Annotated in this window: 28 protein-coding genes and 1 pseudogene; 12 read left to right on the forward strand and 17 right to left on the reverse strand. The window is 65.8% G+C overall.

Going from position 1 to position 26,515, the window contains the following annotated elements; translation table 11 throughout:
- Genes nuoK through RBJ75_RS14800 form a run of 10 tightly spaced genes read right to left on the reverse strand, consistent with a single transcriptional unit; the run spans nucleotide 1 to nucleotide 9,375 of the window.
- Nucleotides 1-309, reverse strand: a complete 309-nt coding sequence (nuoK, locus tag RBJ75_RS14755) for an NADH-quinone oxidoreductase subunit NuoK (RefSeq protein ID WP_044415909.1) — start codon at nucleotides 307-309, stop codon at nucleotides 1-3.
- Nucleotides 306-809, reverse strand: coding sequence for an NADH-quinone oxidoreductase subunit J (locus RBJ75_RS14760; RefSeq protein ID WP_044415907.1), 504 nt, complete (start codon nucleotides 807-809; stop codon nucleotides 306-308). The genes nuoK and RBJ75_RS14760 overlap by 4 nt, the downstream gene beginning before the upstream one ends.
- Nucleotides 806-1,321, reverse strand: coding sequence for an NADH-quinone oxidoreductase subunit NuoI (nuoI, locus tag RBJ75_RS14765; RefSeq protein ID WP_276156921.1), 516 nt, complete (start codon nucleotides 1,319-1,321; stop codon nucleotides 806-808). Before nuoI ends, RBJ75_RS14760 begins: the two co-directional genes overlap by 4 nt.
- Nucleotides 1,318-2,277, reverse strand: coding sequence for an NADH-quinone oxidoreductase subunit NuoH (gene nuoH / locus RBJ75_RS14770; protein WP_044406012.1), 960 nt, complete (start codon nucleotides 2,275-2,277; stop codon nucleotides 1,318-1,320). Before nuoH ends, nuoI begins: the two co-directional genes overlap by 4 nt.
- Entirely contained in the window at nucleotides 2,274-4,889 is a 2,616-nt protein-coding gene (gene nuoG / locus RBJ75_RS14775) for an NADH-quinone oxidoreductase subunit NuoG (RefSeq protein WP_044406010.1), read from the reverse strand. The genes nuoH and nuoG overlap by 4 nt, the downstream gene beginning before the upstream one ends.
- On the reverse strand, nucleotides 4,886-6,172 hold the full coding sequence (locus tag RBJ75_RS14780) for an NADH-quinone oxidoreductase subunit F (RefSeq protein ID WP_044406008.1): 1,287 nt from the start codon (nucleotides 6,170-6,172) through the stop codon (nucleotides 4,886-4,888). The genes nuoG and RBJ75_RS14780 overlap by 4 nt, the downstream gene beginning before the upstream one ends.
- Complete coding sequence (nuoE, locus tag RBJ75_RS14785) at nucleotides 6,169-6,639, reverse strand: NADH-quinone oxidoreductase subunit NuoE (protein WP_044406006.1); 471 nt, start codon at nucleotides 6,637-6,639, stop codon at nucleotides 6,169-6,171. The genes RBJ75_RS14780 and nuoE overlap by 4 nt, the downstream gene beginning before the upstream one ends.
- Nucleotides 6,636-8,381 (reverse strand): NADH-quinone oxidoreductase subunit C/D, encoded by a 1,746-nt coding sequence (gene nuoC / locus RBJ75_RS14790; protein ID WP_044406004.1) that lies wholly within the window; start codon nucleotides 8,379-8,381, stop codon nucleotides 6,636-6,638. Before nuoC ends, nuoE begins: the two co-directional genes overlap by 4 nt.
- Nucleotides 8,378-8,989, reverse strand: coding sequence for a NuoB/complex I 20 kDa subunit family protein (locus RBJ75_RS14795; RefSeq protein ID WP_044406002.1), 612 nt, complete (start codon nucleotides 8,987-8,989; stop codon nucleotides 8,378-8,380). The genes nuoC and RBJ75_RS14795 overlap by 4 nt, the downstream gene beginning before the upstream one ends.
- A complete protein-coding gene (locus tag RBJ75_RS14800; RefSeq protein ID WP_044406000.1) occupies nucleotides 8,986-9,375 on the reverse strand; it encodes an NADH-quinone oxidoreductase subunit A in 390 nt (129 codons plus the stop codon). Before RBJ75_RS14800 ends, RBJ75_RS14795 begins: the two co-directional genes overlap by 4 nt.
- Before the next feature lie 374 nt (nucleotides 9,376-9,749).
- Between RBJ75_RS14800 and RBJ75_RS14805 the strand changes: the two genes are divergently transcribed.
- The 4 genes from RBJ75_RS14805 to RBJ75_RS14820 all read left to right on the forward strand — a co-directional run bounded on the left by RBJ75_RS14805 (nucleotide 9,750) and on the right by RBJ75_RS14820 (nucleotide 15,824).
- Nucleotides 9,750-11,558, forward strand: a complete 1,809-nt coding sequence (locus tag RBJ75_RS14805) for a glucan ABC transporter ATP-binding protein/ permease (protein ID WP_044405998.1) — start codon at nucleotides 9,750-9,752, stop codon at nucleotides 11,556-11,558.
- A gap of 173 nt (nucleotides 11,559-11,731) precedes the next feature.
- Nucleotides 11,732-13,078, forward strand: a complete 1,347-nt coding sequence (locus RBJ75_RS14810) for a serine hydrolase (protein WP_044411961.1) — start codon at nucleotides 11,732-11,734, stop codon at nucleotides 13,076-13,078.
- A 311-nt stretch (nucleotides 13,079-13,389) separates the two neighbouring features.
- Nucleotides 13,390-15,078 (forward strand): long-chain fatty acid--CoA ligase, encoded by a 1,689-nt coding sequence (locus RBJ75_RS14815; RefSeq protein WP_044409414.1) that lies wholly within the window; start codon nucleotides 13,390-13,392, stop codon nucleotides 15,076-15,078.
- Between the two features lie 260 nt (nucleotides 15,079-15,338).
- Nucleotides 15,339-15,824, forward strand: coding sequence for a peroxiredoxin (locus RBJ75_RS14820; protein ID WP_044409416.1), 486 nt, complete (start codon nucleotides 15,339-15,341; stop codon nucleotides 15,822-15,824).
- A gap of 127 nt (nucleotides 15,825-15,951) precedes the next feature.
- Here the strand turns inward: RBJ75_RS14820 and rnhA are convergent, their stop codons facing one another.
- Genes rnhA through ispH form a run of 3 tightly spaced genes read right to left on the reverse strand, consistent with a single transcriptional unit; the run spans nucleotide 15,952 to nucleotide 18,353 of the window.
- A complete protein-coding gene (gene rnhA, locus RBJ75_RS14825; protein ID WP_044409419.1) occupies nucleotides 15,952-16,410 on the reverse strand; it encodes a ribonuclease HI in 459 nt (152 codons plus the stop codon).
- The gene (locus tag RBJ75_RS14830; RefSeq protein WP_044409421.1) at nucleotides 16,407-17,387 is read right to left on the reverse strand and encodes a homoserine kinase; all 981 of its coding nucleotides are present in this window, start codon (nucleotides 17,385-17,387) and stop codon (nucleotides 16,407-16,409) included. The genes rnhA and RBJ75_RS14830 overlap by 4 nt, the downstream gene beginning before the upstream one ends.
- A 3-nt stretch (nucleotides 17,388-17,390) precedes the next feature.
- A complete protein-coding gene (ispH, locus tag RBJ75_RS14835; RefSeq protein ID WP_044409423.1) occupies nucleotides 17,391-18,353 on the reverse strand; it encodes a 4-hydroxy-3-methylbut-2-enyl diphosphate reductase in 963 nt (320 codons plus the stop codon).
- Between the two features lie 243 nt (nucleotides 18,354-18,596).
- Here ispH and RBJ75_RS14840 point away from each other — a divergent pair, with 243 nt between their 5' ends.
- Nucleotides 18,597-19,298 (forward strand): DUF1013 domain-containing protein, encoded by a 702-nt coding sequence (locus RBJ75_RS14840; RefSeq protein ID WP_044409425.1) that lies wholly within the window; start codon nucleotides 18,597-18,599, stop codon nucleotides 19,296-19,298.
- A gap of 444 nt (nucleotides 19,299-19,742) precedes the next feature.
- Here the strand turns inward: RBJ75_RS14840 and RBJ75_RS14845 are convergent, their stop codons facing one another.
- Both RBJ75_RS14845 and RBJ75_RS14850 read right to left on the reverse strand, forming a co-directional pair.
- Entirely contained in the window at nucleotides 19,743-20,057 is a 315-nt protein-coding gene (locus RBJ75_RS14845; protein WP_044409427.1) for a hypothetical protein, read from the reverse strand.
- 665 nt (nucleotides 20,058-20,722) lie between these two features.
- The gene (locus tag RBJ75_RS14850; protein ID WP_152647854.1) at nucleotides 20,723-21,271 is read right to left on the reverse strand and encodes a hypothetical protein; all 549 of its coding nucleotides are present in this window, start codon (nucleotides 21,269-21,271) and stop codon (nucleotides 20,723-20,725) included.
- Between the two features lie 343 nt (nucleotides 21,272-21,614).
- Here RBJ75_RS14850 and RBJ75_RS14855 point away from each other — a divergent pair, with 343 nt between their 5' ends.
- Nucleotides 21,615-22,508 (forward strand): DUF4238 domain-containing protein, encoded by an 894-nt coding sequence (locus tag RBJ75_RS14855; RefSeq protein ID WP_044416537.1) that lies wholly within the window; start codon nucleotides 21,615-21,617, stop codon nucleotides 22,506-22,508.
- Nucleotides 22,509-22,825: 317 nt separating this feature from the next.
- Nucleotides 22,826-23,221 (forward strand): ester cyclase, encoded by a 396-nt coding sequence (locus tag RBJ75_RS14860; protein ID WP_044419038.1) that lies wholly within the window; start codon nucleotides 22,826-22,828, stop codon nucleotides 23,219-23,221.
- 12 nt (nucleotides 23,222-23,233) lie between these two features.
- Here the strand turns inward: RBJ75_RS14860 and RBJ75_RS14865 are convergent.
- Nucleotides 23,234-23,377, reverse strand: a pseudogene (locus RBJ75_RS14865) (VapC toxin family PIN domain ribonuclease); the annotation flags it as partial.
- A complete protein-coding gene (locus RBJ75_RS14870) occupies nucleotides 23,374-23,673 on the reverse strand; it encodes a hypothetical protein (RefSeq protein ID WP_044419040.1) in 300 nt (99 codons plus the stop codon). The pseudogene RBJ75_RS14865 and the gene RBJ75_RS14870, both read right to left, overlap by 4 nt.
- Before the next feature lie 146 nt (nucleotides 23,674-23,819).
- On the opposite strand from RBJ75_RS14870, the gene RBJ75_RS14875 reads away from it, so the two are divergent.
- The 5 genes from RBJ75_RS14875 to RBJ75_RS14895 all read left to right on the forward strand — a co-directional run bounded on the left by RBJ75_RS14875 (nucleotide 23,820) and on the right by RBJ75_RS14895 (nucleotide 26,201).
- A complete protein-coding gene (locus tag RBJ75_RS14875; protein WP_044419042.1) occupies nucleotides 23,820-24,089 on the forward strand; it encodes a hypothetical protein in 270 nt (89 codons plus the stop codon).
- A 251-nt stretch (nucleotides 24,090-24,340) separates the two neighbouring features.
- Nucleotides 24,341-24,754 carry a phosphate-starvation-inducible protein PsiE gene (locus RBJ75_RS14880; protein WP_044419044.1) on the forward strand — a complete coding sequence of 138 codons (414 nt, stop codon included), beginning with the start codon at nucleotides 24,341-24,343 and terminating at the stop codon, nucleotides 24,752-24,754.
- Between the two features lie 380 nt (nucleotides 24,755-25,134).
- The gene (gene pufB / locus RBJ75_RS14885) at nucleotides 25,135-25,290 is read left to right on the forward strand and encodes a light-harvesting antenna LH1, beta subunit (RefSeq protein WP_276156357.1); all 156 of its coding nucleotides are present in this window, start codon (nucleotides 25,135-25,137) and stop codon (nucleotides 25,288-25,290) included.
- A 12-nt stretch (nucleotides 25,291-25,302) separates the two neighbouring features.
- Nucleotides 25,303-25,524, forward strand: coding sequence for a light-harvesting protein (locus RBJ75_RS14890; RefSeq protein WP_044409572.1), 222 nt, complete (start codon nucleotides 25,303-25,305; stop codon nucleotides 25,522-25,524).
- Nucleotides 25,525-25,982: 458 nt separating this feature from the next.
- Nucleotides 25,983-26,201: a hypothetical protein gene (locus RBJ75_RS14895; RefSeq protein WP_044409575.1), complete on the forward strand. Its 219-nt coding sequence runs from the start codon at nucleotides 25,983-25,985 to the stop codon at nucleotides 26,199-26,201.
- Nucleotides 26,202-26,515 lie beyond the last annotated feature (314 nt).

Genomic DNA, 26,515 nt, shown 5'->3' on the forward strand with positions numbered 1-26,515 from the left:
TCATCCCTTCAGCCGGTTGATGGCGTCGCTGTCGTCGCTGCCGGCGACGCGGCGGATGCGCAGGAATAGCGCGAGCCCGACCGCGACCTCGGCGGCGGCCAGGGTCAGCACCAGGATGAACATGCCCTGCCCTTGTGGATCGGCGTGATAGGCGCCGGCGGCGACGAAGCCGAGCGCCGGGCCGCTCAGCGCCACTTCCAGCGCCACCAGCTGAAACAGGATGCCGCGCCGCGCCAGCACGCCGAACAGCCCGATCGCGAACAGGCCGGCGGCCACGATCATCATCCCGGAGAGCGCCGTGCTGGTCATCGGCGGCCTCCCGGCGCGCGGTCGTTGCGGCCGATATGGCGCACGCCGATCAGGCCGGCGAGCAGCAGGAACGACGCCAGTTCGATCGCCAGCGCCCAGGGGCCGAACAACAGCCGGCCGACCGCTTGCGCCGACACCGGCGCCGCAGCAGCCGGCGCGACCTCGCCAAGCCCGAACAGGAAAGGCGCGATCACCAGCACCGCCATCAGCGCCGGCAGCGGCCAGGCGCGGTTCAGAGCGGCGCGCTCGCGCGCCATCGCCTCGGGCGCGGTCGGCAGCGTCATCACCACGAATACGAACAGCACCACGATGGCGCCCGCATAGATCATGATGAGCAGCACCGCCGCAAACGCCGCGCCCAGCGCGAAGAACGACACCGACAATGCCAGCAGCGCCACCACGAGATGGAGCAGCGCGTGCACGGCGTTCGCCCGCGTCACTGACAATGCGGCGGCGATCAGCGCGAACGCGCCGGCATAGATGGCGAGCAGCGGGCTCATGGTAGCAGCCCTTTCAGATCGACCGGCGGCGTCTCGTGCTCGGCCTCGCCCTTGTCCTTGCCGGCGATCGCCTTGCCGGCAACCGACCAATAGCGATAGCCGCGCACCTTGCCTTCGCCGGCGATCAGCAGATCGTGCTTCTCATAGACCAGCGCGTCGCGGCGCCATTCGCCGAGCTCGAAATCCGGCGTCAGCTGAATCGCCGATGTCGGGCAGGCATCCTCGCACAGCCCGCAGAAGATGCAGCGGGCGAAATTGATGCGGAAATAGTCCGGATACCAGCGGCCATCCTCGGCCACCGCCTTGGCTAGATCGATGCAGCCGACCGGGCAGACCACCGCGCACAGGCTGCAGGCGACGCAGCGCTCCACGCCATCGGGATCGCGGGTCAGCACGATGCGGCCACGGCTGCGCGGCGCCAGCTTCGGCATCACCTCGGGATAGAGTTGGGTCTCGGTCTTGACCACGAGCTTGCGGCCGACCCTCAACAGCGCTCCGAGCCAGCCGATCATGACGCGCTCCTCGCCACCACAATGACGCCGGTCACCAGCAGATTGAGCAGCGCCAGCGGCAGCGCGATCTTCCAGGCGAAACTCAGCAATTGATCGTAGCGCGGCCGCGGCAGCGTGGCGCGGATCCAGACGAACACCACGGCGATCACCGCGGTCTTCAGCCCGAACCACACCGCGCCCGGCAGCCATGGCCCGTACCAGCCGCCGAAGAACAGCGTCACGGCGAAGGCCGAGACCAGCAGCACCGCGAGATATTCGCCGAGAAAGAACAGGCCGAACGCCATGCCGGAATATTCGGTGATATAGCCGGCGACCAGATCGTTTTCGGATTCCGGCAGATCGAACGGCAGCCGATGCGCGGCGGCGACGCCGCCAATGCAGAACAGCGCCGCGCCGAGCGGCTGCAGCACCACGAACCAGACGTCGCGCTGGGCCTCGACGATCGCGGTCAGCGACAGGCTGCCTGCCAGCATCACCACACCCATCAGCGACAGGCCGAGAAACGCCTCATAGGCCAGCATCTGCGCCGCGGCGCGCAGGCCTCCCATCAGCGCGAAGCGGCTGTGCGAGGCCCAGGCGCCGAGCACCACCGCATAGACGGTGAGGCCCATCATGCCGAGCAGGAACAGAACGCCGACATCGACCGCCGCCAGCGTCAGCCCGTCGCCGAACGCCACCACGCCGAAGCCAGCCAGAATCGGCGTCGCGGCGACCGCGGGCGCGAGGATGTAGGCGGCGCGATCGGCGCCCGGCGGCGGCTGATCCTCCTTGGTGAGAATCTTCACGGTGTCGGCGACCCATTGCAGGAAGCCGAACGGGCCGACGCGATTGGGGCCGAGGCGCTCCTGCACGAAGGCCAGCAGCCGTCGCTCCACCCAGGTGAAGGTGCCGGCGACCACCAGCAGCACCATGATCATGGTGACGGAAATCGTCGCGGTGATCAGCATCCCGGTCATGGCGCCGCCTCAACGATGACGCGGCGTAGCGGCCCGCGCGGGACCGCCGTGCCGACGCTGACCGCCACCACGCCGCGCGCCAGCCCGGCGTCGAGCGACAGCGGCGCGACGCAAGGCCGGCCGTCGATCAGCACCGCACAGCCGTCGCCGAGCCCAAGTGCTGCGGCATCGTCGGGATGCAGCACAAGGCGCGGCGCCGGCGCGCGGGCGGCGAGCAGCGCGCTGGCGCGGCTCGGCTCCCAGCCGGAAAATACGTCGTGCAGCGGCACCAGCAGCAGGCCGTCGCCGCCGATCGGTTCGGCTGGTGCCGCCGGCTGCAAGGCCCCGTCGCCGGCCTCGAACAGCAGCGCGCCGGGATCGCCGCCGCGCAGCGGCCCGCCGATCTCCTGCTCGAAACGCGTCACCGCATTGGCCGAATGCAGGCCGGGCATCTTGTAGCTGGTGATCAGCGCCGATGGGACCTCGGTGCCGCGCGAACCCTTGATGCCGAAGGTCAAGGGAGAATCCGGATCCTGCGCCGGTGATGCGTCGGCGAACTGGCCGGCGCGGTCATCGGCGGTGCGGCCCGACAGCGGCCGCGGCGCGCGCGTCACCTTGCCGCCGCTCATCACGAAGTCAGCCCCCGGCGCCGCCGCCGCGATGCCGGCGAGATCCGGCCGCTCGCTGACGATGTCCTCGATCAGGGCGTCGAGGCTGTGCCAGTCGCCGGCGCCGAACTCAGCGATCCGCCGCCATGCCGACGGCAAGACCGGGTCCGGCGGCACCGCGGCGAAGAAGCGCTGGGCCCTTGCCTCGTAATTGACGAAAGTGCCGGCGGCCTCGCTGAATGCCGCCACCGGCAGCGCGATGGCGGCGCGCGCCGAGGTCTCGGACGTCAGCGCATCCAGCACAACGACCGATCTGGCGGCGACGAACAGCCGCTCGACCGCGTCGCGCGGGGCGCGTTCGAACAGATCATTCTCGAGCACGATCGCGGTCTCGGCCTGCCCGCTTGCGAGCAAGTCGGCCGCCGCCTCGATGCCGTCGCCGCCGAGCAGCGCCATCCCGATGCTGTTGGCCTCCGGCGCCACCAGCGCGATGCGGGCGCGGGCGCCCAGCGCCGACGCGATCGCGGCCGCGGCCTCGACCAGCGCGGCGGCGCCAAGCGAGGCGCCGGCGATGATCAGCGGGCACTTCGCGGCGGCGAGGATGTCGGCGACGTCTTTGACAAGCCCATCCGCGACGTCGCCACGCAACGCCGCCGCCACCGAGGCGCCGAATGTCGCGATTGCCTCCGGGTCGAGCCGCAGCGACACGGTCGCGATCGCGTCCAGCGGATCGGGCGCCGGCGTCGCCAGCACGATCGGCGAGCGGCGGCCCTCGCCGGCGATGCGCACGGCCTGGTCGAGCCAATGCGGCACGCCCTTCTGCTCGGCCAGTTCGCGCTCGGCGCCGCGCGCGGTCTGGCGCAGCGCCAGCGCCATCCGGGGCGCCGCATTGGTCAGATCCTCGCCGAGCACCAGCACCGCGTCGGCGCTTTCGATCTCGGCCAGCGCGGCGATCTTCGCCGGTCCCGCGCGCAGGATCGCGACCATGCGACGCAGCCGTTTGGCCTCGGCGTCGGAGATGCCGGCGAAGAACCGATCGCGCCCGACCAACTGTTGCAGGGCGTAATTGGATTCCAGCGAGGCGCGCGGCGAGCCGATGCCGATCGCGCCGGCCGCGATCGCCGCATGCGCCGCCGCCTTGGCGTCATGCTCCGAGGCTGCGACGCCGCCGAGCAGCGGCGCGGTCAACCGCTGCTTTGAGACCACATGCAGCGGGCCATAGCGGCCGCGATCGCACAGGAAGTAACCGTTGAGCGCGCCGTGATAGCGGTTCTGCACCCGCCGCACCCGGCCGTCGCGCTCGTCGACCAGCAGATTGCAGCCGAGCGCGCAATGCGGACAGATCGACGGCGTGGCGCGCATGTCCCATTTGCGGGCGTAATCCGCCGACCAGCCCTTGTCGTTGAACACGCCGGTCGGACAGATCTCGGCGAGGTTGCCGGCGAACGGGCTGTCCAGCACGCCATCCTCGGCGCGGCCGAAATACACGTTGTTGTGGGCGCCGAAGGCGTCGAGGTCGCGGCCGCCCGCATAGTCGCGATAGAACCGCGTGCAGCGATGGCAGGCGATGCAGCGGTTCATCTCATGGGTCAGCAGCGGCCCGAGATCCTGATTGCGATGGGTGCGCTTGTCGAAGCGATAACGGCGGACGTTGTGGCCGGTGGCGATGGTCATGTCCTGCAGATGGCAGGAGCCGGCCTCCTCGCAGGTCGGGCAATCATGCGGATGATTGGTCATCAGCCATTCGATCACCCGGGCGCGGAAATCCGCGGCTTCCGGATCGAGCACCGACACCCGCTGGCCCTCGGCGACCGGCGTCATGCAGGACATCACGATCCGGCCTTCGGTGTCGTCGGGGCCGGAATAGACCCGCACCGCGCATTGCCGGCAGGCGCCGGTCGAGCCCAGCGCGCCGTGCCAGCAGAAATACGGCACGTCGATGCCATAGGACAGGCACACCGACAGCAGATCGTCGCCGATCCGCGCGTCATATTGCCGTCCATCGATGGTGATCTTGGTGCTCATGCGCGGCCCACCGGACAAGCGCCTTCAAGATGCGCGGCAAAGATCTCGCCGAAGCGCTGCAGCCCGCTTTTGAGCGGCGTCATCGCGCCAGCCATCAGGTCGCAGAAGCTGCGCCCGGACGGTCCGGCGAGGTCGACATGCATCTGCAGCAATTCGATATCGCCGCGCTGGCCCTGGCCGGCTTCCAGCGCGTCGAGCAGTTTCGACACCCAGGGCAGCCCGTCACGGCATGGCGTGCACAGTCCGCAGCTTTCGCGCGCGTAGAACCGGGCATGACGGCCGATCGCAGCCACCGGACAGGCGCGATCGTCGAGCACGATCAGCGCCCCAGTGCCGAGCGAACTGCCCGCCTGCTTCAGATGGGCGAAATCCATCGGCACATCGAGTTCGGCGGCCTCGAGGAATCCGGTGGCGCCGCCGCCGGGCTGAAACGCCAAGAGCGCGCGGCCGTCGCGAATCCCGCCGGCCAACTCGATCAGTTCCCGCGCCGAAGTGCCCATCGGCGCTTCGATCAGTTGCGGGCGGGCGACGCAGCCGGAGACGCCATAGAGCTTGGTGCCGCCCTCCTCGGTCCTCGACAGGCCGAGATACCAGTCGGCGCCATGTTCGATGATCGACGGCACCGCCGACAGCGTCTCGACATTGTTGACCGTGGTGGGCCGGCCCCACAGCCCGCTCACCGCCGGATAGGGCGGACGATGCCGCGGCACCGGACGCTCGCCCTCGATCGCGGCGATCAGCGCGGATTCCTCGCCGACGATGTAGCGGCCGGCGCTGGCGTGCACCCGCATCGTCAGATCGAAGCCCGAGCCGAGGATATCTCGGCCGAGCAGCCCGGCCGCCTCGGCTTCGGCAATGGCGCGGGTCAGCGCCGCGGCGCCCGCGCGATATTCGTCGCGCACCAGGATGATGACCTCGGTGGCGCCGACCGCATAGGCGGCAATGGCCGCGCCCTCGATCAGCTGATGCGGCAGTGCTTCCATCAACAGCCGATCCTTGAACGAGCCGGGCTCGGTCTCGTCGCCATTGACGCAGAGATAGCGCGCCCCGGGGCCGGACTTCGCGGCACCCTCGCGCATCAGCCGCCATTTGGTGCCGGCGAGAAATCCCGCGCCGCCACGGCCGCGCAGGCCGGCCGCCTCGACCATCGCGACGATCGCCGCGGGGCTGTGACGCTGCAGCGCCTGCGGCAGTGCCTGATAGCCGCCGAAGCGCTGCCATTCGGCAAGGCTGTGTGGCGAACGATCGGCGCGGGCGCGGCCGGTCAGCGGCAGTTCGCTCATGGCGCGCCTCCGATCAGCGCGGCGAGATCGTCAGGCGTCAGCGGGCCGACCAGTTTGCGGTCCGGCCCGACCAAGGCCGCCGGCGCGCGGTCGCAACCGCCGATGCAGCAGATATTGATCAGCGTGAACTTGCCGTCCGGCGTGGTCTCGCCGAAACCGATACCAAGCTTTTGCATCACCGCATCGCGCACCGCGTCGCCGCCACACAAATAACAGCTCAGCCCGTCGCACAGCAGGATCACGGTCTCGCCGACCGGCTGGCGAAAGATCTGGCTATAGAAGGTGGCGAGACTGTCGATCTCCGCAGGCGTGACGCCGAGCGTGGCGGCGGCCTCGGCCAGATCCGCGTCGGAGACCCAGCCCTCGGCCTGCTGCACCAGCTTCAAGGCGTCCAGCATCGCGGCCTTCGGCCCGCCGTGAGCGGCGGCTTCGACAATCGCGGATTTGGTTGCGGGGGACAGCGTCATCGGTCGACGTCCGACATCACGTAGTCGATGCTGCCCAGATAGGCGACGAGATCAGCTACCATCATGCCGGGCGCCACCGCCGAGATCATCTGCAGATGCGGGAATGACGGCGTGCGAATCCGTGTGCGATAGCTCGCCGGCTCGCCGTCCGAGATCAGCGAGAATTGCGTCAGCCCGCGCACCGTCTCGACCTGGCCGGTGGCTTCGCCGGCGGGCACCACCGGCCCCCAACTGGTGCCGACGAAATGATGGATCATGGTCTCGATGTCGTGCTGCATGCGCTCCCGCGGCGGCGGCGTGGTCAGCGGATGATCGGCCTTGATCGGCCCCGCCGGCATGTTGTCGACGCATTGCCGGATGATCCGCAGCGATTGGCGGATCTCCTCGACCCGCACCACCGTGCGGTCGAAGCAATCGCCACGCACGCCGGTCGGCACCTCGAAGTCGAATTGCTCGAAGCCGCAATAGGGCCGCGCCTTGCGCAGGTCCCAGCCCAGGCCGGTGGCGCGCAGCCCCGGCCCGGTGACGCCCCAGTCCAGCGCCATCGCGGTGTCGTATTCGGCAATGCCGATGGTGCGGGCGCGGAAGATCTCGTTGCGCAACACCATGCCGTCGTAGTCGTCGAGCCGCGACGGCATCCAGTCGAGGAAGTCGCGCACCATCTGCTCCCAGCCGGTCGGCAGATCCATCGACAGCCCGCCGATCCGGAAGAAGCACGGATGCATCCGCGCGCCGGTGATCGCCTCGATCACCCGATAGGCATGCTCGCGGTCGGTGAACATGTAGAACACCGGAGACATCGCCCCGGTGTCCTGCGCCATGGTGCCGTAGAACAGCAGGTGATTCATGATGCGAAAGAATTCGCTCAGCATGACGCGGACCATCTTGGCGCGATCCGGAACTTTGATGCCGCAGAGTTTTTCAACCGCCTGCAGATAGGGCAATTCGCCCATCACACCGCCGAGATAATCGACCCGGTCGGTATAGGGCAGAAAGCTGTGCCAGTTCTGCCGCTCGGCCATCTTCTCGGCGCCGCGGTGGTGAAATCCGATGTCGGGCCGCGCCGCGACGATCTCCTCGCCGTCAAGCGCCAGCACGATGCGAAACACGCCATGCGTCGCCATCGAATGCGGGCCGTAATTCAGGATCATCAGCTCGACGCCGTCGCGCTGGGTCGGCAGCCCGAACGCCTCCGGACTGGCGGCCAGCGCGTGCTCCTTGGCGTCGAACAGAGCGGCGGTCATGTTGAACGGCGCGCGCTCGGTGGCGCGCCCGGGCTGGTCCTTGCGCATCGGATGGCCTTCCCAACCGGGCGGCAGCAGGATGCGCAGACGGTGCGGCCGGCCGACGAATTCGACACCGAACATGTCGAACGCCTCGCGCTCGTACCAATCGGCGTTGGGAAACACGCCGCCGATCGATTGCGCGCGCGGATAGTCGGCTTCGAGCGGCACCTTGAGCCGGATGTCGGCATTGCGGTCGTGCGAGATCAGATGGCTGGCGATGGTGACGCCCGAGCGCGGCTGGCCCTCGCGATGCTGCCGCGCGGTCTCGTCGATCGCCCACAGATCGGCGAGCATCCGGAACGGGCGGTCGATCTCATGCTTGAGGAAATGATGCACGGCCGGCGTCGCGTCATTGGCGATCCACAGCGTCGGAAACGCGTCATGGGTAGCCTGTTCGCCCAAGATCGCGGGTCCGAACCGCGCATTGAGCTGGCTGACGACATCGGGGGAGCTCACAATGTCTCCGGGGGATCGAGAAAAGTTTGCGCCATCCGCGCGTCGCGGCGCTCATCGCGCCGGCGCGGCGCGTCGAAGCCGAGCCCGGCGCTGTTGCCGATAGTGACGCCGAGCGGCCGCCGCTCGCTGCCGACCTGCTGCTGCAACATGATCAGCGCATCGAGCATCGCTTCCGGCCGCGGCGGGCAGCCGGGAATATAGACGTCCACCGGGATGAAACGATCGACGCCCTGCACCACCGAGTAGATGTCGTACATGCCGCCCGAATTGGCACAGGCGCCCATCGAGATCACCCAGCGCGGCGCCCGCATCTGTTCATACAAGCGCAGCAGCGGCGCCGCCATCTTGTGAAATACGGTGCCGGACACCACCAGCAGATCGGCCTGCCGCGGCGAGGCGCGGATCACCTCGGCGCCGAATCGCGCCTGGTCGTAGACCGGAGTCAGCGCCGTGACCTGCTCGACATAGCAACAGGACAATCCGAAATTGAACGGCCACAGGCTGTTCTTGCGCGACCACGCGGTCAGATCCTCGAGCCGCGTGAACAGATTGCTGCGCGCCATGTGCTCCTCGACCGAGAGCGGTTCGCTTTGCGGTGAAGGGGTCATTTGCGTCGCCTCTGTGACCAGTCGAGCGCGCCGTCGATCCACAGATAGACCAGCGCCAATAGCAGCACGCCGATGAAGATCGCCGCTTCGATCAGGCCGACCCAGCCGGTGTCGCGGGCCGCGACCGCCCAGGCGAACAGGATCGCCGCCTCCATGTCGAAGATCACGAACAGCGCCGCGATCAGGAAATACGGCGCGTTCAGCGGACCTTGCGCCGGCGCCGCCGGCAGCACGCCGCTTTCGTAAGGCACGTCGGCGCGAGCGCCGGCGCGCTTTTCGCGCAGCCACGCCGCCACGCCGATAATCGCCGCGACGATCGCGGCCGACAGCGCGACATGAATGCCCAACGCGGCATCGGGGTTGATGGGGAAGATCAGATCACCCAAGGGGCACGACTCCAGCACAACACTCCGGCAGCGGCCCCACAGATCCGCGACCGAACAGGATTCGGATGGCGAGGCGTATCGTGATCATGTCATCTGACCCGTCAAGTGCGCTTGACGGAAATCAAGAACGGGTTACCCGCATGGCAGAAATGTTGCTTTGAACTCCGATAGTTGAAGCCGCAGGTGGAATGCTGCAAAGGCCCGTCACAGGCGGGTTTTGGGACGCATGATCGCGCCGGACCCCGGCACGATCGGTCTTTGCCAGGGCTGCGGCACGTTGCCGCCCCGATCCGCACGAGGCGGCGTGGAACCGAGTTCCTCCGCGTCGAAAAATGCTTTAACGATAGGCGACTGGCCACCACCCAACGCCGCGGATCTCCATGCTTCGCCTCTACACCCGGGTCCTCGAATTGCTCGGCAAGGAGGCGCGGCTCGGCTGGCTGCTGGCCGGCGCCAGCCTGTTGCTGGCAGCGGCGCAATTCGCCGAGCCGGTGCTGTTCGGCCGGATCATCGACGTGCTGAGCGGTAATCTCTCCACCGGCGCGCTGGAAGCCAAAGCCGCATCGCCCTGGCCGCTGCTCGGCGCCTGGGTCGGATTCGGTCTGTTCACCATCCTGTGCGGCGCGGCCGTCGCCCTGAACGCCGAGAGGCTCGCCCATCGCCAGCGTCAGGCGGTGCTGACCAGCTATTTCGAGCACATCATGCAGCTGCCCTTGACCTATCACACCGGCACCCATTCGGGCCGGCTGATGAAGGTGATGCTGCAGGGCACCGATGCGCTGTGGCGGCTGTGGCTCGGCTTTTTCCGCGAACACTTCGTCGCGATCCTGTCGCTGGTCGTGCTGCTGCCGCTGTCGCTCTACATCAACTGGCGGCTGGCGATCCTGTTGTTCATGCTGTGCGTGGTGTTCACCGTGCTGACGACTTTGGTGGTGCGCAAGACCTACGGCATGCAGGATCAGGTCGAGGCGCATTATGGCGACCTGTCGGCGCGCGCTTCCGATGCGCTCGGTAATATCGCGCTCGTGCAGAGTTTCGTCCGGGTCGACGCCGAGGTGAAGGGCCTGCGCTTCGTCGCCGACCAACTGCTCGCGGCGCAGATGCCGGTGCTGTCATGGTGGGCGCTGGTCACGGTGATCACCCGGGCCTCGACCACCATCACCGTGCTGGCAATCTTCAGCGTCGGCATCCTGCTGCACCAGCAGGGCCTGACCAGCATCGGCGAAATCGTGATGTTCGTCTCGTTCGCCACGATGCTGATCCAGCGGCTCGAGCAGGTGGTGAGCTTCATCAACAATGTGTTCATGGAGGCGCCGCGACTGCGGGAATTCTTCAACGTGCTCGACGCGGTGCCGGCGGTGCGCGATCGGCCGGATGCGATCGATCCGGGCCGGCTGTCGGGACTGGTGGAATTCAACGACGTGTCGTTTTCCTATGACGGCAAGCGGCCCGCGGTCGAGGATCTGTCGTTCACCGCGCTGCCGGGGCAGACCATCGCGCTGGTCGGCGCCACCGGCGCCGGAAAATCCACCGCGATCGCGCTGCTGCACCGCGCCTTCGATCCGCAATCCGGCCATATCACCGTCGACGGCATGGACGTGCGCGGCCTGACGCTGTCGGCGCTGCGCCGGAACATCGGCGTCGTATTCCAGGAGGCGCTGTTGTTCGACCGTTCGATCGCCGACAATCTGCGGGTCGGCAAGCCGGACGCCAGCGACGAGGAATTGCGCGTCGCGGCGCAACGCGCGCAGGCGCTGGAGTTCATCGAACGCGGCGAGCAGAAATTCGACACCAAGGCCGGCGAGCGCGGCCGGATGCTGTCCGGCGGCGAGCGGCAGCGGTTGTCGATCGCCCGCGCGCTGTTGAAGGATCCGCCGATCCTGATCCTCGACGAGGCCACCTCCGCGCTCGACGCCGTGACCGAGGCCAAGGTCAACCTCGCGCTCGACGAGGTGATGAAGGGCCGCACCACCTTCGTGATCGCGCATCGGCTGTCGACGATCCGCCATGCCACGAGGATTCTGGTGTTCGACAACGGCCGGGTGATCGAAAGCGGAACGTTCGATGAACTTGTCGCACAGCGCGGCCATTTCGCGGAACTCGCTGCCGCGCAATTCATCATTCACGAGCATGCCCGGGCCGACATCAGCGCCGCACAGGAGAAAGCCCCGACCAGCCTGTGAGCATCGTCGAACTTTGGCCCCTTTCATCGCAAATAGGAGACCTCGGCTCTATTCTGAGAGCACAAGCCGGTATAGGTTTTGGGTGGCTGCGACCATCGCAGCCGGACCCCAGACCCGAACGTCAATCGACAGAACCTCCGCTCGGCGAAGTCTCAAAGGACCGGAATCGGATCGTGCATTTCCTTCCCGCATACGCGCGCAGATCGTCGTTCACATCGTCCTTCAGCTGGATCGTGCTCGCCGCGGCGCTGGTCGCGACCGTCGTGGTGCCGCGATCGGCCCGCGCCGAGGCGCTGCTGCTGATCGAGGCCGATACCGGCAAGGTGCTGCAGGCCGAGAACGCCACCTATCCGTGGTATCCGGCCTCGCTGACCAAGCTGATGACGGCCTATGTCACCCTCACCGCGGTCAAGCAGGGCCGGATCACGCTCGACACCTTGCTGACCGTCTCGCCGGCCGCCGCCGCGCAGTCGCCGTCGAAGATGGGTTTCCGGCCCGGCACCACGGTCACGGTCGACAATGCGCTGAAGATGATGCTGGTGAAATCCGCCAACGACATGGCCGTGGTGCTGGCCGAAGGCGTCGGCGGTTCGATCGACGGCTTCTCGGCGATGATGAACCAGACCGCGGCGCAGCTCGGCATGACGCAGACCAGCTACGTCAATCCCAACGGCCTGCCCGCCGATGGGCAGATCACCTCGGCGCGCGATATGGCGATGCTGGCGCGGGCGATCATCCGCGACCTGCCGGAGTATGAGTACTTCGTGCATATTCCGGCGATCAAATTCGGGCGTCGCGTGACGCATAATTTCAACAAGCTGATCGGCCGCTATCCGGGCGCCGACGGTTTCAAGACCGGTTTCATCTGCGCCTCCGGCTATAATCTGGTCGGCAGCGCCACCCGCAACGGCCGGCGGCTGATCGCCGTGGTGCTGGGTGCCAATTCCGGCACCGACCGCGCCGTCAAGGCGGCGCAATTGCTGGAGCGCGGCTTCACCAACAATTCGCTGTCCTGGCTGACGCCGGCGCTCGGCACCGTCGACAATCTGGCGCCGATCGCCGCGGCGCCGCCGAATCTGCGCGACGAGATGTGCGGCGCCAAGCGCAAGCGCCCGGCCAGCGACGAAGCCGCCGAGGATGACGTCGCCAGCAATTCCGGTCCTGGCGCCGCGCTCACCTTCTTTGCCTCGGGTCTGCAGCCGCCGGTGTTGCGGCCGGTCGACATGATCGCCGCAGCGCCGGCGCCCACCGAGCCCGTGGTGGTTTACACCGGGCCGACCAGAACCGGTGCGGCGCTTGCCACCGCCGCCGACGATGAAGCCAAACAGCAGGCAGCGAGCCACGGCAAGAAGAAGCGCCGCGCGGCCAAGAAGCCGCAAGCCGAGGCCAAGGACTCCAAATCGAGCGCCAAGCCTACGCCCAAGCCCAAGGCGCGCGTGTCGGTGACGGTCGACACCAAGCCGGCCGCCAAGCCCGCTCGGGTCAAAAAGCCGACAGCGGCCGCCAAGCCAAAGCCCTAGCCTCCGGCGCTCTCGCAATACCGCAACGAAGTCCGGCGCTCGGCCCGCGCCCGCGCCCGAGCAAAGCCGCTGCCTGACCCCACGCCCTCGGTTGGGTCGATCGGCTCGCCGCGACGCCCCGCCACTTGCGTTCGGCCGCGAGTTTGCTCATTACTTTCATGGACCAACCCCGCCAAAGGCGAGGCCGCGCCTGCGGGTGAACACGCTCGGATGGGCGCGCCTTTCGACGAATTCGCCGCGTCGCGGCGGTATGCGACAAACAAGAAATGACGGAGCGTTGCGCTCCGCGAAAACCAAACGAGGGAAACATCATGGAGCGGATCTGGCTCAAGCACTACCCGGCCGGCGTTCCCGCCGATATCGACGTGACGCAATACGCCTCGCTCGTCGATCTGCTGGAGGAAAGCTTCAAGAAATTCCGCGACCGCAAAGCCTTCATCTGCATGGACAAGGCGATCACCTATCGCGAGCTCGACGAGATGTCGACCGCGCTCGGCGCCTATCTGCAGGGCAAGGGCCTGCAGAAGGGCGCCCGAATCGCGCTGATGATGCCGAACGTGCTGCAATATCCGGTCGCCACCGCCGCGGTGCTGCGCGCCGGCTTTGCGGTGGTCAACGTCAATCCGCTCTACACCCCGCGCGAACTCGAGCATCAGCTCAAGGATTCCGGCGCCGAGGCGATCATCGTGCTGGAGAACTTCGCCACCACGGTGCAGCAGGTGATCGCGCGCACCGCCGTCAAGCACATCATCGTCGCCACCATGGGCGACATGCTGGGACTCAAGGGCCTGATCGTCAATCTGGTGGTGCGGCGCGTGAAAAAGATGGTGCCGGCATTCTCGCTGCCGGGCTCGGTCAGCTTCAACGACGCCATGGCGGCCGGACGCGGCATGACGCTGACCAAGCCGAAGATCGTGGCCGACGACGTCGCCTTCCTGCAATATACCGGCGGCACCACCGGCGTCTCCAAGGGCGCGACGCTGCTCCACCGCAACATCCTCGCCAATGTGCTGCAGAACGACGCCTGGCTGCAGCCGGCGCTCAGCGCGCCGCCGCATGTCGATCAATTATTCATCGTCTGCGCGCTGCCGCTGTATCACATCTTCGCGCTGACCGCCTGCTTCCTGCTCGGGATGCGCGCCGGCGGCGTCAATCTGCTGATTCCCAACCCGCGCGACATGCCGGGCTTTATCAAGGAATTGATGAAGTATCAGGTCAACAGCTTCCCGGCGGTCAACACGCTCTATAACGGCCTGCTGCATTCGCCCGGCTTCCACAAGGTGGATTTTTCCAAGCTGAAGATTTCCAACGGCGGCGGCATGGCGGTGCAACGTCCGGTCGCCGAGGCCTGGAAGAAGCTGACCAACTGCCCGATCGCCGAGGGCTATGGCTTGTCGGAGACCGCGCCGACCCTGACCTGCAACCCGGCCACCGCCACCGACTTCAACGGCTCGATCGGCCTGCCGGTGCCCTCGACCTATATCTCGATCCGCGATGACGCCGGCAACGAGGTGCCGTTCGGCCAGCCCGGCGAGATCTGCGCCAAGGGCCCGCAGATCATGGTCGGCTACTGGAACCGGCCGGACGAGACCGCCTTGGTGACCACCGCCGACGGCTTCTTCCGCACCGGCGATATCGGCATCATGACGCCCGACGGCTATACCAAGATCGTCGACCGCAAGAAGGACATGATCCTGGTCTCGGGCTTCAACGTCTATCCCAACGAGGTCGAGGAAGTGATCGCCAGCCATCCCGGCGTGGTCGAATGCGCCGTGGTCGGCGTGCCGGACCAGCGCACCAGCGAGGCGGTCAAGGCGTTCGTGGTCAAGAAGGACCCCGACCTCACCGCCGAGGACATTATCAAATTCTGCCACACGCAACTGACCAACTACAAGGTGCCGCGGCAGATCGAATTCCGCACCGACCTGCCGAAAACCAATGTCGGCAAGATCCTGCGCCGCGAATTGCGCGACGAAAAGAAAAGTCAGGCCGCGGCTTAGGGCGACAGACCTGCCGCGCCATTCAACGGCTTGCATTCGTCATTGCGAGCGAAGCGAAGCAATCCAGAGCTGCCGGCGCAACTGGCTTGGTCGCTTCGCTCCTCGCAACGACGGATTGTGCGCGGCGACGAGGGCGCGCTTGTGCTCCTCCGCGATGACACAAGCGTGATCGCCGCGGTCGGCGCGACGCGGCGCGCGCAATATTGTAAGCGGCGCGCCCCCGGTCTAAGACTCCGGCTCATCCAAGGAGAGAGCAAGACATGGCGATCAAAGTCGGCGACACGCTACCCGAAGCGAAGTTCCGCGTGATGACGGCGGACGGACTTCAAGTGAAGACCACCGACGACATCTTCAAGGGCAAGAAGGTCGCGCTGTTCGCGGTGCCCGGCGCCTATACCGGCACGTGCCACAAGATGCACATGCCGAGCATCTTCCTCAACGCCTATGCGATCAAGGACAAGGGCGTCGACACCATCGCGGTGGTCTCGGTCAACGACGCCTTCGTGATGAGCGCCTGGAAGCGCGACACCGACCAGCGCGATGAGGCGGTGTTTCTCGCCGACGGCAATGCCGAATTCACCAAGGCGATCGGCATGGAGCTCGACGGCTCCGGCAACGGCCTCGGCATCCGCTCGCACCGCTATTCGATGCTGGTCGAGGACGGCGTGGTGAAGACGCTCAACCTCGAGCCCAATCCCGGCAAGGTCGAAGTGTCGGGCGGCGAAACGCTGCTCGGGCAGCTGTAAGCGGCAACATCCGCTGACCTCATCCTGAGGAGCCGCGCCCTTCGCGCGGCGTCTCGAAGGATGAGCCAAGCATCCTGATGGTTCGAGACGCGCGCCAACAGGCGCGCTCCTCACCATGAGGGCTCAGCTACCCGATCCGCGATTTCAATCTGTTCTCGGTCAGGCCGTCGCGGGCCAATTGATCGGCGCGTTCGTTTTCGTCGTGACCGGCGTGGCCCTTGACCCAGTGCCAGCGCACCTCGTGGCTCTTCAGCGCGGCGTCGAGCCGCTGCCACAGATCGACATTCTTGACCGGCTTCTTGTCGGCGGTCTTCCAGCCGTTGCGCTTCCAATTGTGAATCCAGCTGCCGATGCCGTTCTTCACATATTGGCTGTCGGTGTAGAGATCGACCGAGCACGGCTTGGTCAGCGCTTCCAGCGCCGAGATCGCCGCCAGCAATTCCATCCGGTTGTTGGTGGTGTGGGCTTCGCCGCCTTTGAGCTCTTTTTCTTTGTCGCCGAATTTCAGGATCGCGCCCCAGCCGCCGGGGCCGGGATTGCCCGAACAGGCGCCGTCGGTATGCACGATGACTGCGGGATCGCTCATGCTACCAGCCCCTTGGCGTCGACGCCGTAGTCGCGGATGCTGCTCACGCTCTGGTGGAAGCGCAGCTTGCGGACATATTCCAAAGGATCCTTCGGCCGCACCAGCGCGCCGACCGGAACGTCGAGGAAATCCACCAGCCGCGTCAGCAGGAAGCGCAGCGCGGCGCCGCGCGCCAGCAGTGGCAGCGCGTTCTGTTCGGCCGCGGACAGGCCGCGGACGCGGCCATAGGCATTGAGAAACGCCCGCGCCTTGGTGGCGTTGAAGGCATGATCCTGTTCGAAGCACCAGGCGTTCAGGCAGATCGCCACGTCATAGGCCAGGATATCGTTGCAGGCGAAGGGGAAGTCGATCAGGCCGGACAATTGCTCGCCGAGAAAGAACACATTGTCGGGAAACAGATCGGCATGGATCACGCCGCGCGGCAGATCCGCGGGCCAGTGCGATTCGAGATGGCCGAGTTCGCGGCCGAGAAAGTCGCGCAGCCCCGGCTGCACGCCGTCGGCGCGCGGCGCGGCCAATTCGAACAGCTGCCGCCAGCCCGCGACCGACAGCGGATTGTCGCGGCGAAGCGGAAAGTCCTGGCCGGCGAGATGCATCTTCGCCAGCGCCTCGCCGACGCCGGCGCAATGCGCCACATTGGGGCGCCGCGGCCAGACGCCTTCGAGGAAATTGATGATCGCCGCGGGCCGGCCCATCAGCGAGCCGTAGACCGCGCCGCTGCGATCCGTCTGCGGCTGCGGGCAACTGACGCCGCGCGCCGCCAGATGCGCCATCAGCGCCAGGAAATAGGGCAGATCGCCGAGTTCGACGCGCTTTTCGTACAGCGTGAGAATGTAGCTGCCCTTGCTGGTATGCAGCAGGAAGTTGGAATTCTCGACGCCCTCGGCGATGCCCTTGTAGGACAGCAATTCGCCGATGTCGTAGCCCTTGAGGAAGTCCGCGAGGTCGTCGGCGGCGACGTCGGTATAGACCGCCATGACCTATTCGGCCGCGTCGGGCCGCAGCGCACGCGGCAGCGGGAAGAACTCGTTTTCTTCCGCGGCCGACACCGTCTCCACGCGCAATTCGAATCGCTCGGCGAAGGCGCCCATGATTTCCTCGACGATCACCTCGGGGGCGGAGGCCCCGGCGGTGATGCCCAGGCTCTGGATGCCTTCGAACTGATTCCAGTCGAGATCGCCGGCGCGCTGCGCCAGCACCGCGACCTTGCAGCCCTCGCGCTCGGCGACCTCGCGCAGCCGCTGCGAATTCGACGAATTCGGCGCGCCGACCACGATCATGGCGTCGACGAACGGCGCCACCTTCTTGACCGCGGCCTGGCGGTTGGTGGTGGCGTAGCAGATGTCTTCCTTGTGCGGCCCGGAGATGTTCGGAAACCGCTCGCGCAGCAGCGCGACGATCTCGGCGGTGTCGTCGATCGACAGCGTGGTCTGGGTCACGAAGGCGAGGTTATCGGGGTCCTTCGGCACGAAGGATGCGGCATCGGCCGCGGTTTCGATCAATTCGACCGCGCCCGGCGGCAATTGGCCGAGCGTGCCGACCACTTCGGGATGGTGCGAATGCCCGATCAGCAGGATCTCGCGGCCGCGCTTGAAATGGATTGCGGCCTCGCGGTGGACCTTGGTGACCAGCGGACAGGTGGCGTCCAGCGAGAAGAAATTGCGCTGCATGGCGTCCGCGGGCACCGATTTCGGCACCCCATGGGCGGAAAACACCACCGGCGCTTGGGTATCGGGGATTTCCGCCAATTCCTCGACGAAAACCGCGCCCTTGGCGCGCAAACTGTCGACCACATAGCGATTATGCACGATTTCGTGGCGGACATAGACCGGCGCGCCATACAGCGCCAGCGCCCGTTCGACGGTGTCGATCGCCCGCACCACGCCGGCACAGAAGCCACGCGGAGAACAAAGTACGATTTTCAGGGGCGGTTTTGCCAGCATATCAGCGATCCGGGGCCTGTTCGCCGGACCATCGCATCGCGAACGGTCGTCGCCAATTGGCGTTTCGGCTATGGGTGTTTCGACCAACGACTTGGGGCGGCTTTGCGGCCCTGTCAAGGCCGAACGCCAGCCCATTGCGCGTTCGCCCCCTGACAGCTTATATAAGCGCCTAATTCCCGTCATCACCGATGACCAGACGGCTCCGCCTGCAAACGGGTGGGCGGAGCGCAAAGGAGATTTGCCATGAGCAACGCCCCGCTGATGCCGAAGGCCACCGCCGTCTGGCTGGTCGACAATACCGCGTTGTCGTTCGACCAGGTCGCCGACTTCACCAAGATGCATCCGCTGGAGATCCGCGCCATCGCGGACGGCGACGCCGCCCAGGGCATCAAGGGCATGGACCCGATCTCGACCGGGCAATTGACCCGCGACGAGATCGAAAAGGGCGAAAAGGATCCGGATTACCGGCTGAAGCTCGGCGAAAGCCGGGTGACGCTGCCGACGCCGACCAAGAAGAAGGGCCCGCGCTACACCCCGGTGTCGCGCCGCCATGAGCGCCCCAGCGCGATCCTGTGGCTGGTGCGCAACCATCCCGAGCTCAAGGACAGCCAGGTGATGCGGCTGGTCGGCACCACCAAGACCACCATCGCCTCGATCCGCGACCGCACCCATTGGAACGCCTCGACGCTGACGCCGATGGACCCGGTGACGCTCGGCCTGTGCTCGCAGATCGAGCTCGATTTCGAGGTGCAGCGCGCCGCCAAGGAAAAGCCGACCGATCCGGGCTATGGCGGCGCCACGCTGCTGCCGGCCTCCGAGACCACCAAGAAAGATGCCGAATTCGAGGATTCCGAGCGCGACCCCGACGACCTCAATGTCGACGCGGTGTTCGCCAAGTTGAAGACCATCGGCGGCAAGAAGCCCGAGGACGAAGACGAGGAATAACGCCGCGCCACGTCCGGGCCGGATCGCACGGCCCGTCAGGGCGTTGCGGCTCATGGCATGGTCCTCACGGCAGGCCCTCATGGGATGTCCCCCACGGCCCTTCATGGCGCGGCCCCGCACGGCGCGGCCCCGCACAGCCCCTCATGGTGAGGAGCGCGCCCCTTGGCGCGCGTCTCGAACCATGAGGAGTGTAGGGCTCATCCTTCGCGACGCGGCCAAGTGGCCGCTCCTCAGAGCCTGACGGAAAGAAGCCAGTACGATCGCGCTTGATGTCGTCATTGCGAGCCGAGGACGACGCATCGCGCCGTCCGACCGCGAAGCAATCCAGGGGCGCTAGGCAAGGACTGGATTGCGTCGTCGCAAGCGCTCCTCGCAATGACGCTGTTGAAGGCCTCGTTTCAAGGTGACGGCCGTGCCGAACGGCCACGGCTCGGCGACCGTGCATCACGTCGGCTCCTGCTCCCGGGCGGTGATGAACTGATACAGCCCGTCGATCGCGATGGTCTCGTCGATCGGCGCCAGCACCGGGCGGCGCCGGCGCGTCAGGCAGGCGAAGCTGTCGCTGACGCAAGCCCGCGCCCGCCGGCACACCTTCATCGGGCAATCCCGCGCGCCATTGACATAGGCCGCCAAGCCGCGCCGCACCGCGCGCCGGCAGACGTCATGAACCTCGGCGTCGCGCGCCGCGGCCGCAGCCTCCGCCAGCCGCTCGGCGCGCATCGCGGCACTTTCCAATCGCAATCCGGGTCGCCTTGTCATCGCGCGCTCCTTTCGCCGCAGCTGTTGAAGTCGAGCCTGAGGGCAGCAGCGTGCCGCGCCCGGCGCCGAACGCCGTGCCCCGCCGTCAGAACCTCCCGTGAGGGAGGCGGAGCGCCGAAAGGCGCGCCTTTGATCAGGGCCGCGGCCGAACCGCCGACGCATCGACGCCCGGCCGCGGAACGCCTTTCGACGCCCCGCCGCGGCGATTTTGCGCCCCAGGACCGTGCTTCCGGGCACAGGCGCGAGCCCTTTGACCCGCCGATCCCGGCGGATTTCCCGCCGTTCACCTGTGCCGCGTCCAGCCAACTAGCAAGTGGCAGACTCCCGTAGTGGAGCCGGACGGCGACCCAGAGCGTCCCGAGTGCGGAAGGAGACGTCCTCCCCCGCCCGCAGGCGCCGCACCCCGCCCCGCGACGACCAGCGTCCCGGATACGCGCCCCTCGATGGGGCGGAGTGACGGGAGAGTAGCAAAGGGGGAAAGGGTGTCAAGGACTATTTTCCCAATTATATACATTAGAACGGGCTACAAAATGGTGTTCTCCCCAAGCGTGGAGCGTTGAGCAATGAGTGCCGCTGCCTGCGCTGGCGATCCCGTTGTGACGAAAGAGATCCGTAGAGCTGGGGGGATTGGTTGTGCCGCTCCGGCTATCTTGAATCGCAAGCTCTCACGGCAGATTCTTGGGAAGCGCGAGAACTCGTTGAAGAAGTGTTTCGAGCGATGGCCGGTGCCCGTCTAGATAGTCCTGTAAAATAAGCGCGGCTCCGTCGTCTGTCGCAATAGCGTGCGCCTGTCTGGATATTTCGGCGAGCGCCAAGAATTGGTTGGCGGCGGTTTCGATATCCGCCACCGCGTAACCTCTGGCCAGCGCTTCCTCGTATTCGTATCTTGGGTCAACGATACCTTCGAACGTGACTTCCCCGTGGGCCAGCGAGTTTCGAAAAGTGCAGAATCCGGCCGCGCGTTTTACCACCGCCTCGATTACTGCCACTTCTGGCGCTTCCAAGCCGCTCTCAGGAAGAACCTCGCGGAGCATTTCGGCCCGCGCTGCGAAATTCTTGTTTGCGTAGAACACTCGCCTTGCTTGGGGCAGCTTGAGAAAAGTTACCCTCTGAAACCAATGGAATAGCTCCAGAAGCGCCCAGTTCGCCATTGCCTTGCCAAACGCTAGGTAAGCAGTGTCTTTGCGGCTCACCCCGTCAGGACGTTTGCGCATACCCAAAGCTCCCCCAATACCCGCCGAAACGAAGCGTATCATGGCGCAGCTATTGAAACTGCCCCCAAGCAAGCGTAGCCCGGGTGAGCGCAGCGATACCCGGGATCTTCCGACCGAAGCCCGCATGTCGCTTCGCTCATGGCGGGCTACCAAATTCGTCGGGCGGAATAGCTTGTGATCTGCCAATTTATTGACAATAACATGCGTGCAATCGGTGGGTTACGCATTGCTAACCCGCCCTACGTGCCGACGTTGAAATATAGATTTTTGTCCAGAGCCGGAGGTGTGGCAACAGTCTAACATAGGTGCGCCCCGGGGCGAACGCACGATCGAGAAAACAACGATGGGCCAGCCCCGAGATCACCACTTCGTACCCGTTTTCTACCTTCGGCAATGGCATGACGCTGGCGGACGCCTCTTTGAGCACCGCAAAGTGTTCGGCGGACGAGTGGTCCAGAAACCCGTCGGGGCTGACGGCTCCGGTTTCCAGCGCGACCTTTATGCGTTTCCGACGCTTGGCCCTCAGGGGCTGGACCAGCACCTCGAGAATAAATTCTTTCAGATCGTGGATGACGAAGGCGCGAGAGCCTTGCACCGGCTCATAGCGCGCGATCCAGAGCCATGGACGGCTGATGCCCGCAGCGGTTGGTCCCGATTTCTCTTGAGCCTTCGTCTTCGTCACCCGGATGCGATGGACGAATTGCGGCTCGCCATCCCTCTCATCTGGGGGCGCGGTCACGCGCCTTCGCAAATTGCCTACGAAGAGATCAGAAAGCCCGGAGACCCAGAAAAGTTCGAAGAATTTGTCTTTAAACGCGACCCATTGGTAGTCGAAAAGGTCACCGTCAATTTGATTATGCGGGCAATCGAAAACGTTCAAATCGGGACGCACGTCAATGGCATGAAATGGCGGGTCATCGACCTTTCCAAATCGAAGCACGATCTGATTACGTCAGATCGGCCGGCGCACTACGCCGCGATTGGCGAACTCAACGGGTTCATTTCGCTGCCCATCGGCCCGCGAAAGCTGTTTCTGGCCGCGAACAGTCAAAATGTCTTTGACTGCGTCACGCGGGCTGACCAGTCGAGGGTAGTTTCTGAAGTGAACAAGAAGGTTGCGAGCCAGGCCCGACGCTATATCTACACGCGGTCTCCGTCATCCAACCAACCGCTGATACTTCGATATTTTGGAGTTGCTCAAGAGAAAACACCCTTGTTTCCTATGCATGAACCTTAAGGCCAGCCCGTAGGGCGGATTAGCGCAGCGTAATCCGCTGATCCATCGACGACAACATGCCCCCAAGCGGCGGGGTACGCCTTCGGCTGACCCGGACTGCGCGATGACTTCGCGTGCCGCGAGATTCCGGGTTCGCTCGCAGCAAGCTGCTCGCGCCCCGGAATGACGACGGTGGATGGCGTGACGACGGTGGGTGGTGTGAGGCAGGAATGCGTCATCGATGTCGTCATTGCGCGCCGAGGCCTACGCGCAGATTTCCGGCGCCGGCGCATGAGTTTCCTGAGCGATTTGATACATTGGCGAAACGCGGAGGTGCCATGACCACGACCGATCTTGCAGAGATCTATCGCGATTACATCGCCTGCCTGAACAGACGCGATTGGGCGACGCTCGGCCGCTTTGTCCAGGATGACGTGCGGCGCAACGGTGCGGCGCTGGGGCTGGGCGGATACCGACGCATGCTCGAAGACGATGTCGCGCAGATACCCGACCTGCATTTCGAAATTCGCATTCTCGTCGCCGATCCGCCTCATGTGGCGGCCCGGCTGTGGTTCGAGGTCACGCCCAAGGGCGAGTTTCTCGGCGTCGCGGTGAACGGCCGGAAGGTGGGCTTTGCGGAGAATGCCATCTACGAATTCCGCGAGGGACGAATCCAGGAAGTCTGGTCGGTGATCGACAAAGCGGCGATCGAAGCCCAGCTTCGCCAGGCCTGAGACCGTGATGCCCCCGCGACGGATTTCCGCGACGGGCAGCGCGGCGATAAACAGGTCCGCATCGCGCTGGCGCGCCAGCCAGGTGAGTAGCGACTCCGACGGCTGCGACTTGACGACATTGCTGATGATGTTGGTATCGAGCAGATAGCGGGTCACAGCTTGATCTTGCGCCCCGGTTCGCGCCGACGCGACAGATTGAGATCGGCGCCGACCAGTGGCGATCGCCGCAACGCCGCGAGGATGCCGCCGGGCTTCGGCGGTTCGCCGTCGATCGACTGGCTCACGGCGGCGCGCAGCTCGGCGGCCGCAGGCGTATCCTCCGACAGGCGGCGAGCCAGCGAGCGGATCAGCTCGCGATCGGCGTCGCGACCAAGCACTTCGAAGCGCGCCAGACCGCGCGCACCGAGACGGGAGCGGTAGTTGCGGATCGCGCGGTTCTGCGAGCTGCCCATCGGGACCTCCGGGGTATGTCCAGTAATATGGCCGGGGACCGTGCCGTGGGCAAGCTGCGGGCCGCGCGCAAGTGCCGGAGCGGCCGGCGCGGCTGCGGCGCTGCGGCGGATTGACAGCGCTGGGGACCACGACTGACACTTCGCCGATGTTTGTCTGGGTTCTTCTCGCGATCATTCTGATCGGCGGCGCGGCGGCGATCGTCAATGACGCGGCCTATGGCGGCGGGTTGTTCGACTCCGCGACGGTGGTGAGCGTCGCCGCGCTGTCGGCGCTGACGCTGTATCTCGGGCGCGGCTGGTGGCACGGCAGCAACCGCGGCCAATGGCTGCAGCATGCGCTGATCTGGGCGGCGATCGCGCTCGCCGTCGCGGTCGCCTATCGGCTGCTGCCGATGATCACCGCGCTCGACTTGTGAGGCGGCGGACCCGGCCGATCACCCCGGCTCGGACCGACGATCGCCACGGCCGGCAATGACAGGCGCCGGCCGCTTGCGCCATCGCGCCGCGACCGGGCGTTGCGCGCATTCGCCTCACCGACAGCAGCGGCGCGATCGATTAGAGCGTTTTCGCGCGAAGTGGAAACCGGTTCGCGTGAAGAAAACGCGTCACAACAAGAATCTCGCGCGGCCCACGGCGCTTGCCGAATCAACATCTGGATTGTTGGACGATGCCCGACACACCGCTCCGCCTGACCCAGCCTTTGCTGGCCAAGATCATCCATTGGCTGGAAAATCTGTTTCTGATGGTGATCGGCGTGTTCGCCGTGATCGCCATGGCGCAGGAGGTCTACAACACCGCGATCGGCCTGCGCGTCGCGCTCAAGGACCTGCTGCTGATGTTCATCTATGTCGAGGTGCTGGCGATGGTCGGGGTCTATTACGAGAGCAAGAAGATCCCCATCACCCTGCCCTTGTTCATCGCCATCACGGCCATGGCGCGGCTGATGATCCTGCAGGGCAAAGACCAGCCGCCGGCCAATCTGCTTTACGAAAGCGGCGCCATCCTGATCCTCGCCCTCGCCTGCGTGGTGATTACCTACCGTCCGGGCCGGAAGGGGCTGGGCGGCAGCGAGCGCGACTGAAGGGGTTCCGCGACCGCGAAGACCGCCAGAGACGCCGCGACCCGGTGGATGTTACCGCCCCGCCAGCGCTCTCCCCGCACTGTCCGGCATGAACCGGACAGGTTTTGCTGTCATGTCAAGTTGACAAAGATCCTTGTCACGATAATTTGACATTGCGTGAGAACGACGCTGATACGGCACTCGGCCAGAGCGATTTGGACCGATGCCAGGTGGCGTTCTCGGGTCCGGACTTGTTTCGGTGGTCGGCATTTCGGTTGGCCTATGGCGGAACCATAGGCAACGCGATCTGGTCAGCCCGGCAGACGGCGCTCCGGTTTCGACACGACACTCATCGTGCGAGTTCAGCACGCACTGATCGAAGTCTCTCAGGAGGTATTATTATGGTCGACGATCCGAACAAGGTTTGGCCCACCGGGCTGACAATCGCGGAATCGGAAGAGCTCCACAAGCATGTGATCGACGGCACCCGCGTCTTCGGCGCGATCGCGATCGTCGCTCATTTCCTGGCGTATGTTTATTCGCCCTGGCTGCACTAAGGAGTATCGGACATGAATCAAGGACGTATCTGGACTGTGGTCCACCCGACTGTCGGTCTCCCGCTGTTGCTCGGCAGCGTCACCGTGATCGCGATTCTGGTGCACTTCGCGCTGCTCACCAACACCAGCTGGTTCCCGAAATACTGGAACGGCAAGGCCGCCGTCGCGGCCGTGGCGCCGGCTCCGGCCGCACCCGCCGCTCCGGCCCCGGCCGCCGCTCCCGCTGCCAAGTAAGTCACCTTCTGGTGAAACGTTGGTCCGTCGAAGGCTCCGAGCAATCGGGGATTTCGATGGACGCGACGGCGTCATGGGGGCGGGAACGGCATCGCCGTTGCCGCCCCCATCGCCGTTATATGTCCGGTAACCGGCGCGCCGGGCGGCCGCGACGGGGCCTTTGATATCCGCCGGCATCGGCCCGGGCCGGCTGCGCCAAAGCCCTGGCGAGCCAGCCAAGGCCGGCCATTCTCCGCGCTTGAGGCTCGGCGCTCGAGGCTCGGCGCTCGGCGCCATGCGGCGGCCAGCCACCGCCGCACCGGCCGGGCTCCCCCCGCAATCCATGGTTATTTTAAGTCGCCCGCACATTGCGCCGCGGGCTTGCCGCGACGTTTACGCGCGTCACCACAGCTTCACCGCGCCGACCCACTGCAGCCGCATTGCCCGACGATGGTGCCGCCGAACCAGAGGAGATTCGCATGCCCACAATAACCCAGCCGCCGTTCGATCCCGACTACGTCGCCACGCTGCGTGAAGTTTTGGACATCGCGGTCGAACAGATCGCCGTGGAGCATCGCACCCCCGCCACCAAGGCCCGGATGGCACAGACCATCGTCGAGCGGGCCGCCGATGGCATCACCGATGCACACGCGCTGGTGTCACACGCGGTCAGCGCCGGCTCACGCGGCGCGCCATAGCGCCGATACGGGCCGCGCAACGCGCGGCCGTCAGCCCATGAGGATTGCGACAGTCACGTCGCGGCGGTCGCGGCTTTATTCGCCCCGGCCTGTTAGAGCGCTTCATCGATTGATAGAAGCGGATTTGGTCGTTCCCAAGGGGACTGATACCAAAGGCGTTTGGTTTCAACTCATCCACGCGTCATGGCCGGGCTTGTCCCGCCTGCGGGGCCGAAGCCCCTTCGGCGCGGCGAAGGCCCGGCCATCCACGCCTTTGATTCAGAATGGCTTTCAAGACGTGGATGCCCGGCACAAGGCCGGGCATGACGAACGAG

The organism is Rhodopseudomonas sp. BAL398, assembly GCF_033001325.1.
Taxonomy (GTDB): domain Bacteria; phylum Pseudomonadota; class Alphaproteobacteria; order Rhizobiales; family Xanthobacteraceae; genus JARJEH01.

Excerpts from the sequence above, each read along its gene's own strand:
- nuoK (WP_044415909.1), bottom strand. The coding sequence starts at position 309 with ATGACCAGCACGGCGCTCTCCGGGATGATGATCGTGGCCGCCGGCCTG.
- RBJ75_RS14760 (WP_044415907.1), bottom strand. The coding sequence starts at position 809 with ATGAGCCCGCTGCTCGCCATCTATGCCGGCGCGTTCGCGCTGATCGCC.
- nuoI (WP_276156921.1), bottom strand. The coding sequence starts at position 1,321 with ATGATCGGCTGGCTCGGAGCGCTGTTGAGGGTCGGCCGCAAGCTCGTG.
- nuoH (WP_044406012.1), bottom strand. The coding sequence starts at position 2,277 with ATGACCGGGATGCTGATCACCGCGACGATTTCCGTCACCATGATCATG.
- nuoG (WP_044406010.1), bottom strand. The coding sequence starts at position 4,889 with ATGAGCACCAAGATCACCATCGATGGACGGCAATATGACGCGCGGATC.
- RBJ75_RS14780 (WP_044406008.1), bottom strand. The coding sequence starts at position 6,172 with ATGAGCGAACTGCCGCTGACCGGCCGCGCCCGCGCCGATCGTTCGCCA.
- nuoE (WP_044406006.1), bottom strand. The coding sequence starts at position 6,639 with ATGACGCTGTCCCCCGCAACCAAATCCGCGATTGTCGAAGCCGCCGCT.
- RBJ75_RS14795 (WP_044406002.1), bottom strand. The coding sequence starts at position 8,989 with ATGACCCCTTCACCGCAAAGCGAACCGCTCTCGGTCGAGGAGCACATG.
- RBJ75_RS14815 (WP_044409414.1), top strand. The coding sequence starts at position 13,390 with ATGGAGCGGATCTGGCTCAAGCACTACCCGGCCGGCGTTCCCGCCGAT.
- RBJ75_RS14820 (WP_044409416.1), top strand. The coding sequence starts at position 15,339 with ATGGCGATCAAAGTCGGCGACACGCTACCCGAAGCGAAGTTCCGCGTG.
- rnhA (WP_044409419.1), bottom strand. The coding sequence starts at position 16,410 with ATGAGCGATCCCGCAGTCATCGTGCATACCGACGGCGCCTGTTCGGGC.
- RBJ75_RS14830 (WP_044409421.1), bottom strand. The coding sequence starts at position 17,387 with ATGGCGGTCTATACCGACGTCGCCGCCGACGACCTCGCGGACTTCCTC.
- ispH (WP_044409423.1), bottom strand. The coding sequence starts at position 18,353 with ATGCTGGCAAAACCGCCCCTGAAAATCGTACTTTGTTCTCCGCGTGGC.
- RBJ75_RS14840 (WP_044409425.1), top strand. The coding sequence starts at position 18,597 with ATGAGCAACGCCCCGCTGATGCCGAAGGCCACCGCCGTCTGGCTGGTC.
- RBJ75_RS14845 (WP_044409427.1), bottom strand. The coding sequence starts at position 20,057 with ATGACAAGGCGACCCGGATTGCGATTGGAAAGTGCCGCGATGCGCGCC.
- RBJ75_RS14850 (WP_152647854.1), bottom strand. The coding sequence starts at position 21,271 with ATGCGCAAACGTCCTGACGGGGTGAGCCGCAAAGACACTGCTTACCTA.
- RBJ75_RS14855 (WP_044416537.1), top strand. The coding sequence starts at position 21,615 with ATGGGCCAGCCCCGAGATCACCACTTCGTACCCGTTTTCTACCTTCGG.
- RBJ75_RS14860 (WP_044419038.1), top strand. The coding sequence starts at position 22,826 with ATGACCACGACCGATCTTGCAGAGATCTATCGCGATTACATCGCCTGC.
- RBJ75_RS14870 (WP_044419040.1), bottom strand. The coding sequence starts at position 23,673 with ATGGGCAGCTCGCAGAACCGCGCGATCCGCAACTACCGCTCCCGTCTC.
- RBJ75_RS14875 (WP_044419042.1), top strand. The coding sequence starts at position 23,820 with ATGTTTGTCTGGGTTCTTCTCGCGATCATTCTGATCGGCGGCGCGGCG.
- RBJ75_RS14880 (WP_044419044.1), top strand. The coding sequence starts at position 24,341 with ATGCCCGACACACCGCTCCGCCTGACCCAGCCTTTGCTGGCCAAGATC.
- pufB (WP_276156357.1), top strand. The coding sequence starts at position 25,135 with ATGGTCGACGATCCGAACAAGGTTTGGCCCACCGGGCTGACAATCGCG.
- RBJ75_RS14890 (WP_044409572.1), top strand. The coding sequence starts at position 25,303 with ATGAATCAAGGACGTATCTGGACTGTGGTCCACCCGACTGTCGGTCTC.
- RBJ75_RS14895 (WP_044409575.1), top strand. The coding sequence starts at position 25,983 with ATGCCCACAATAACCCAGCCGCCGTTCGATCCCGACTACGTCGCCACG.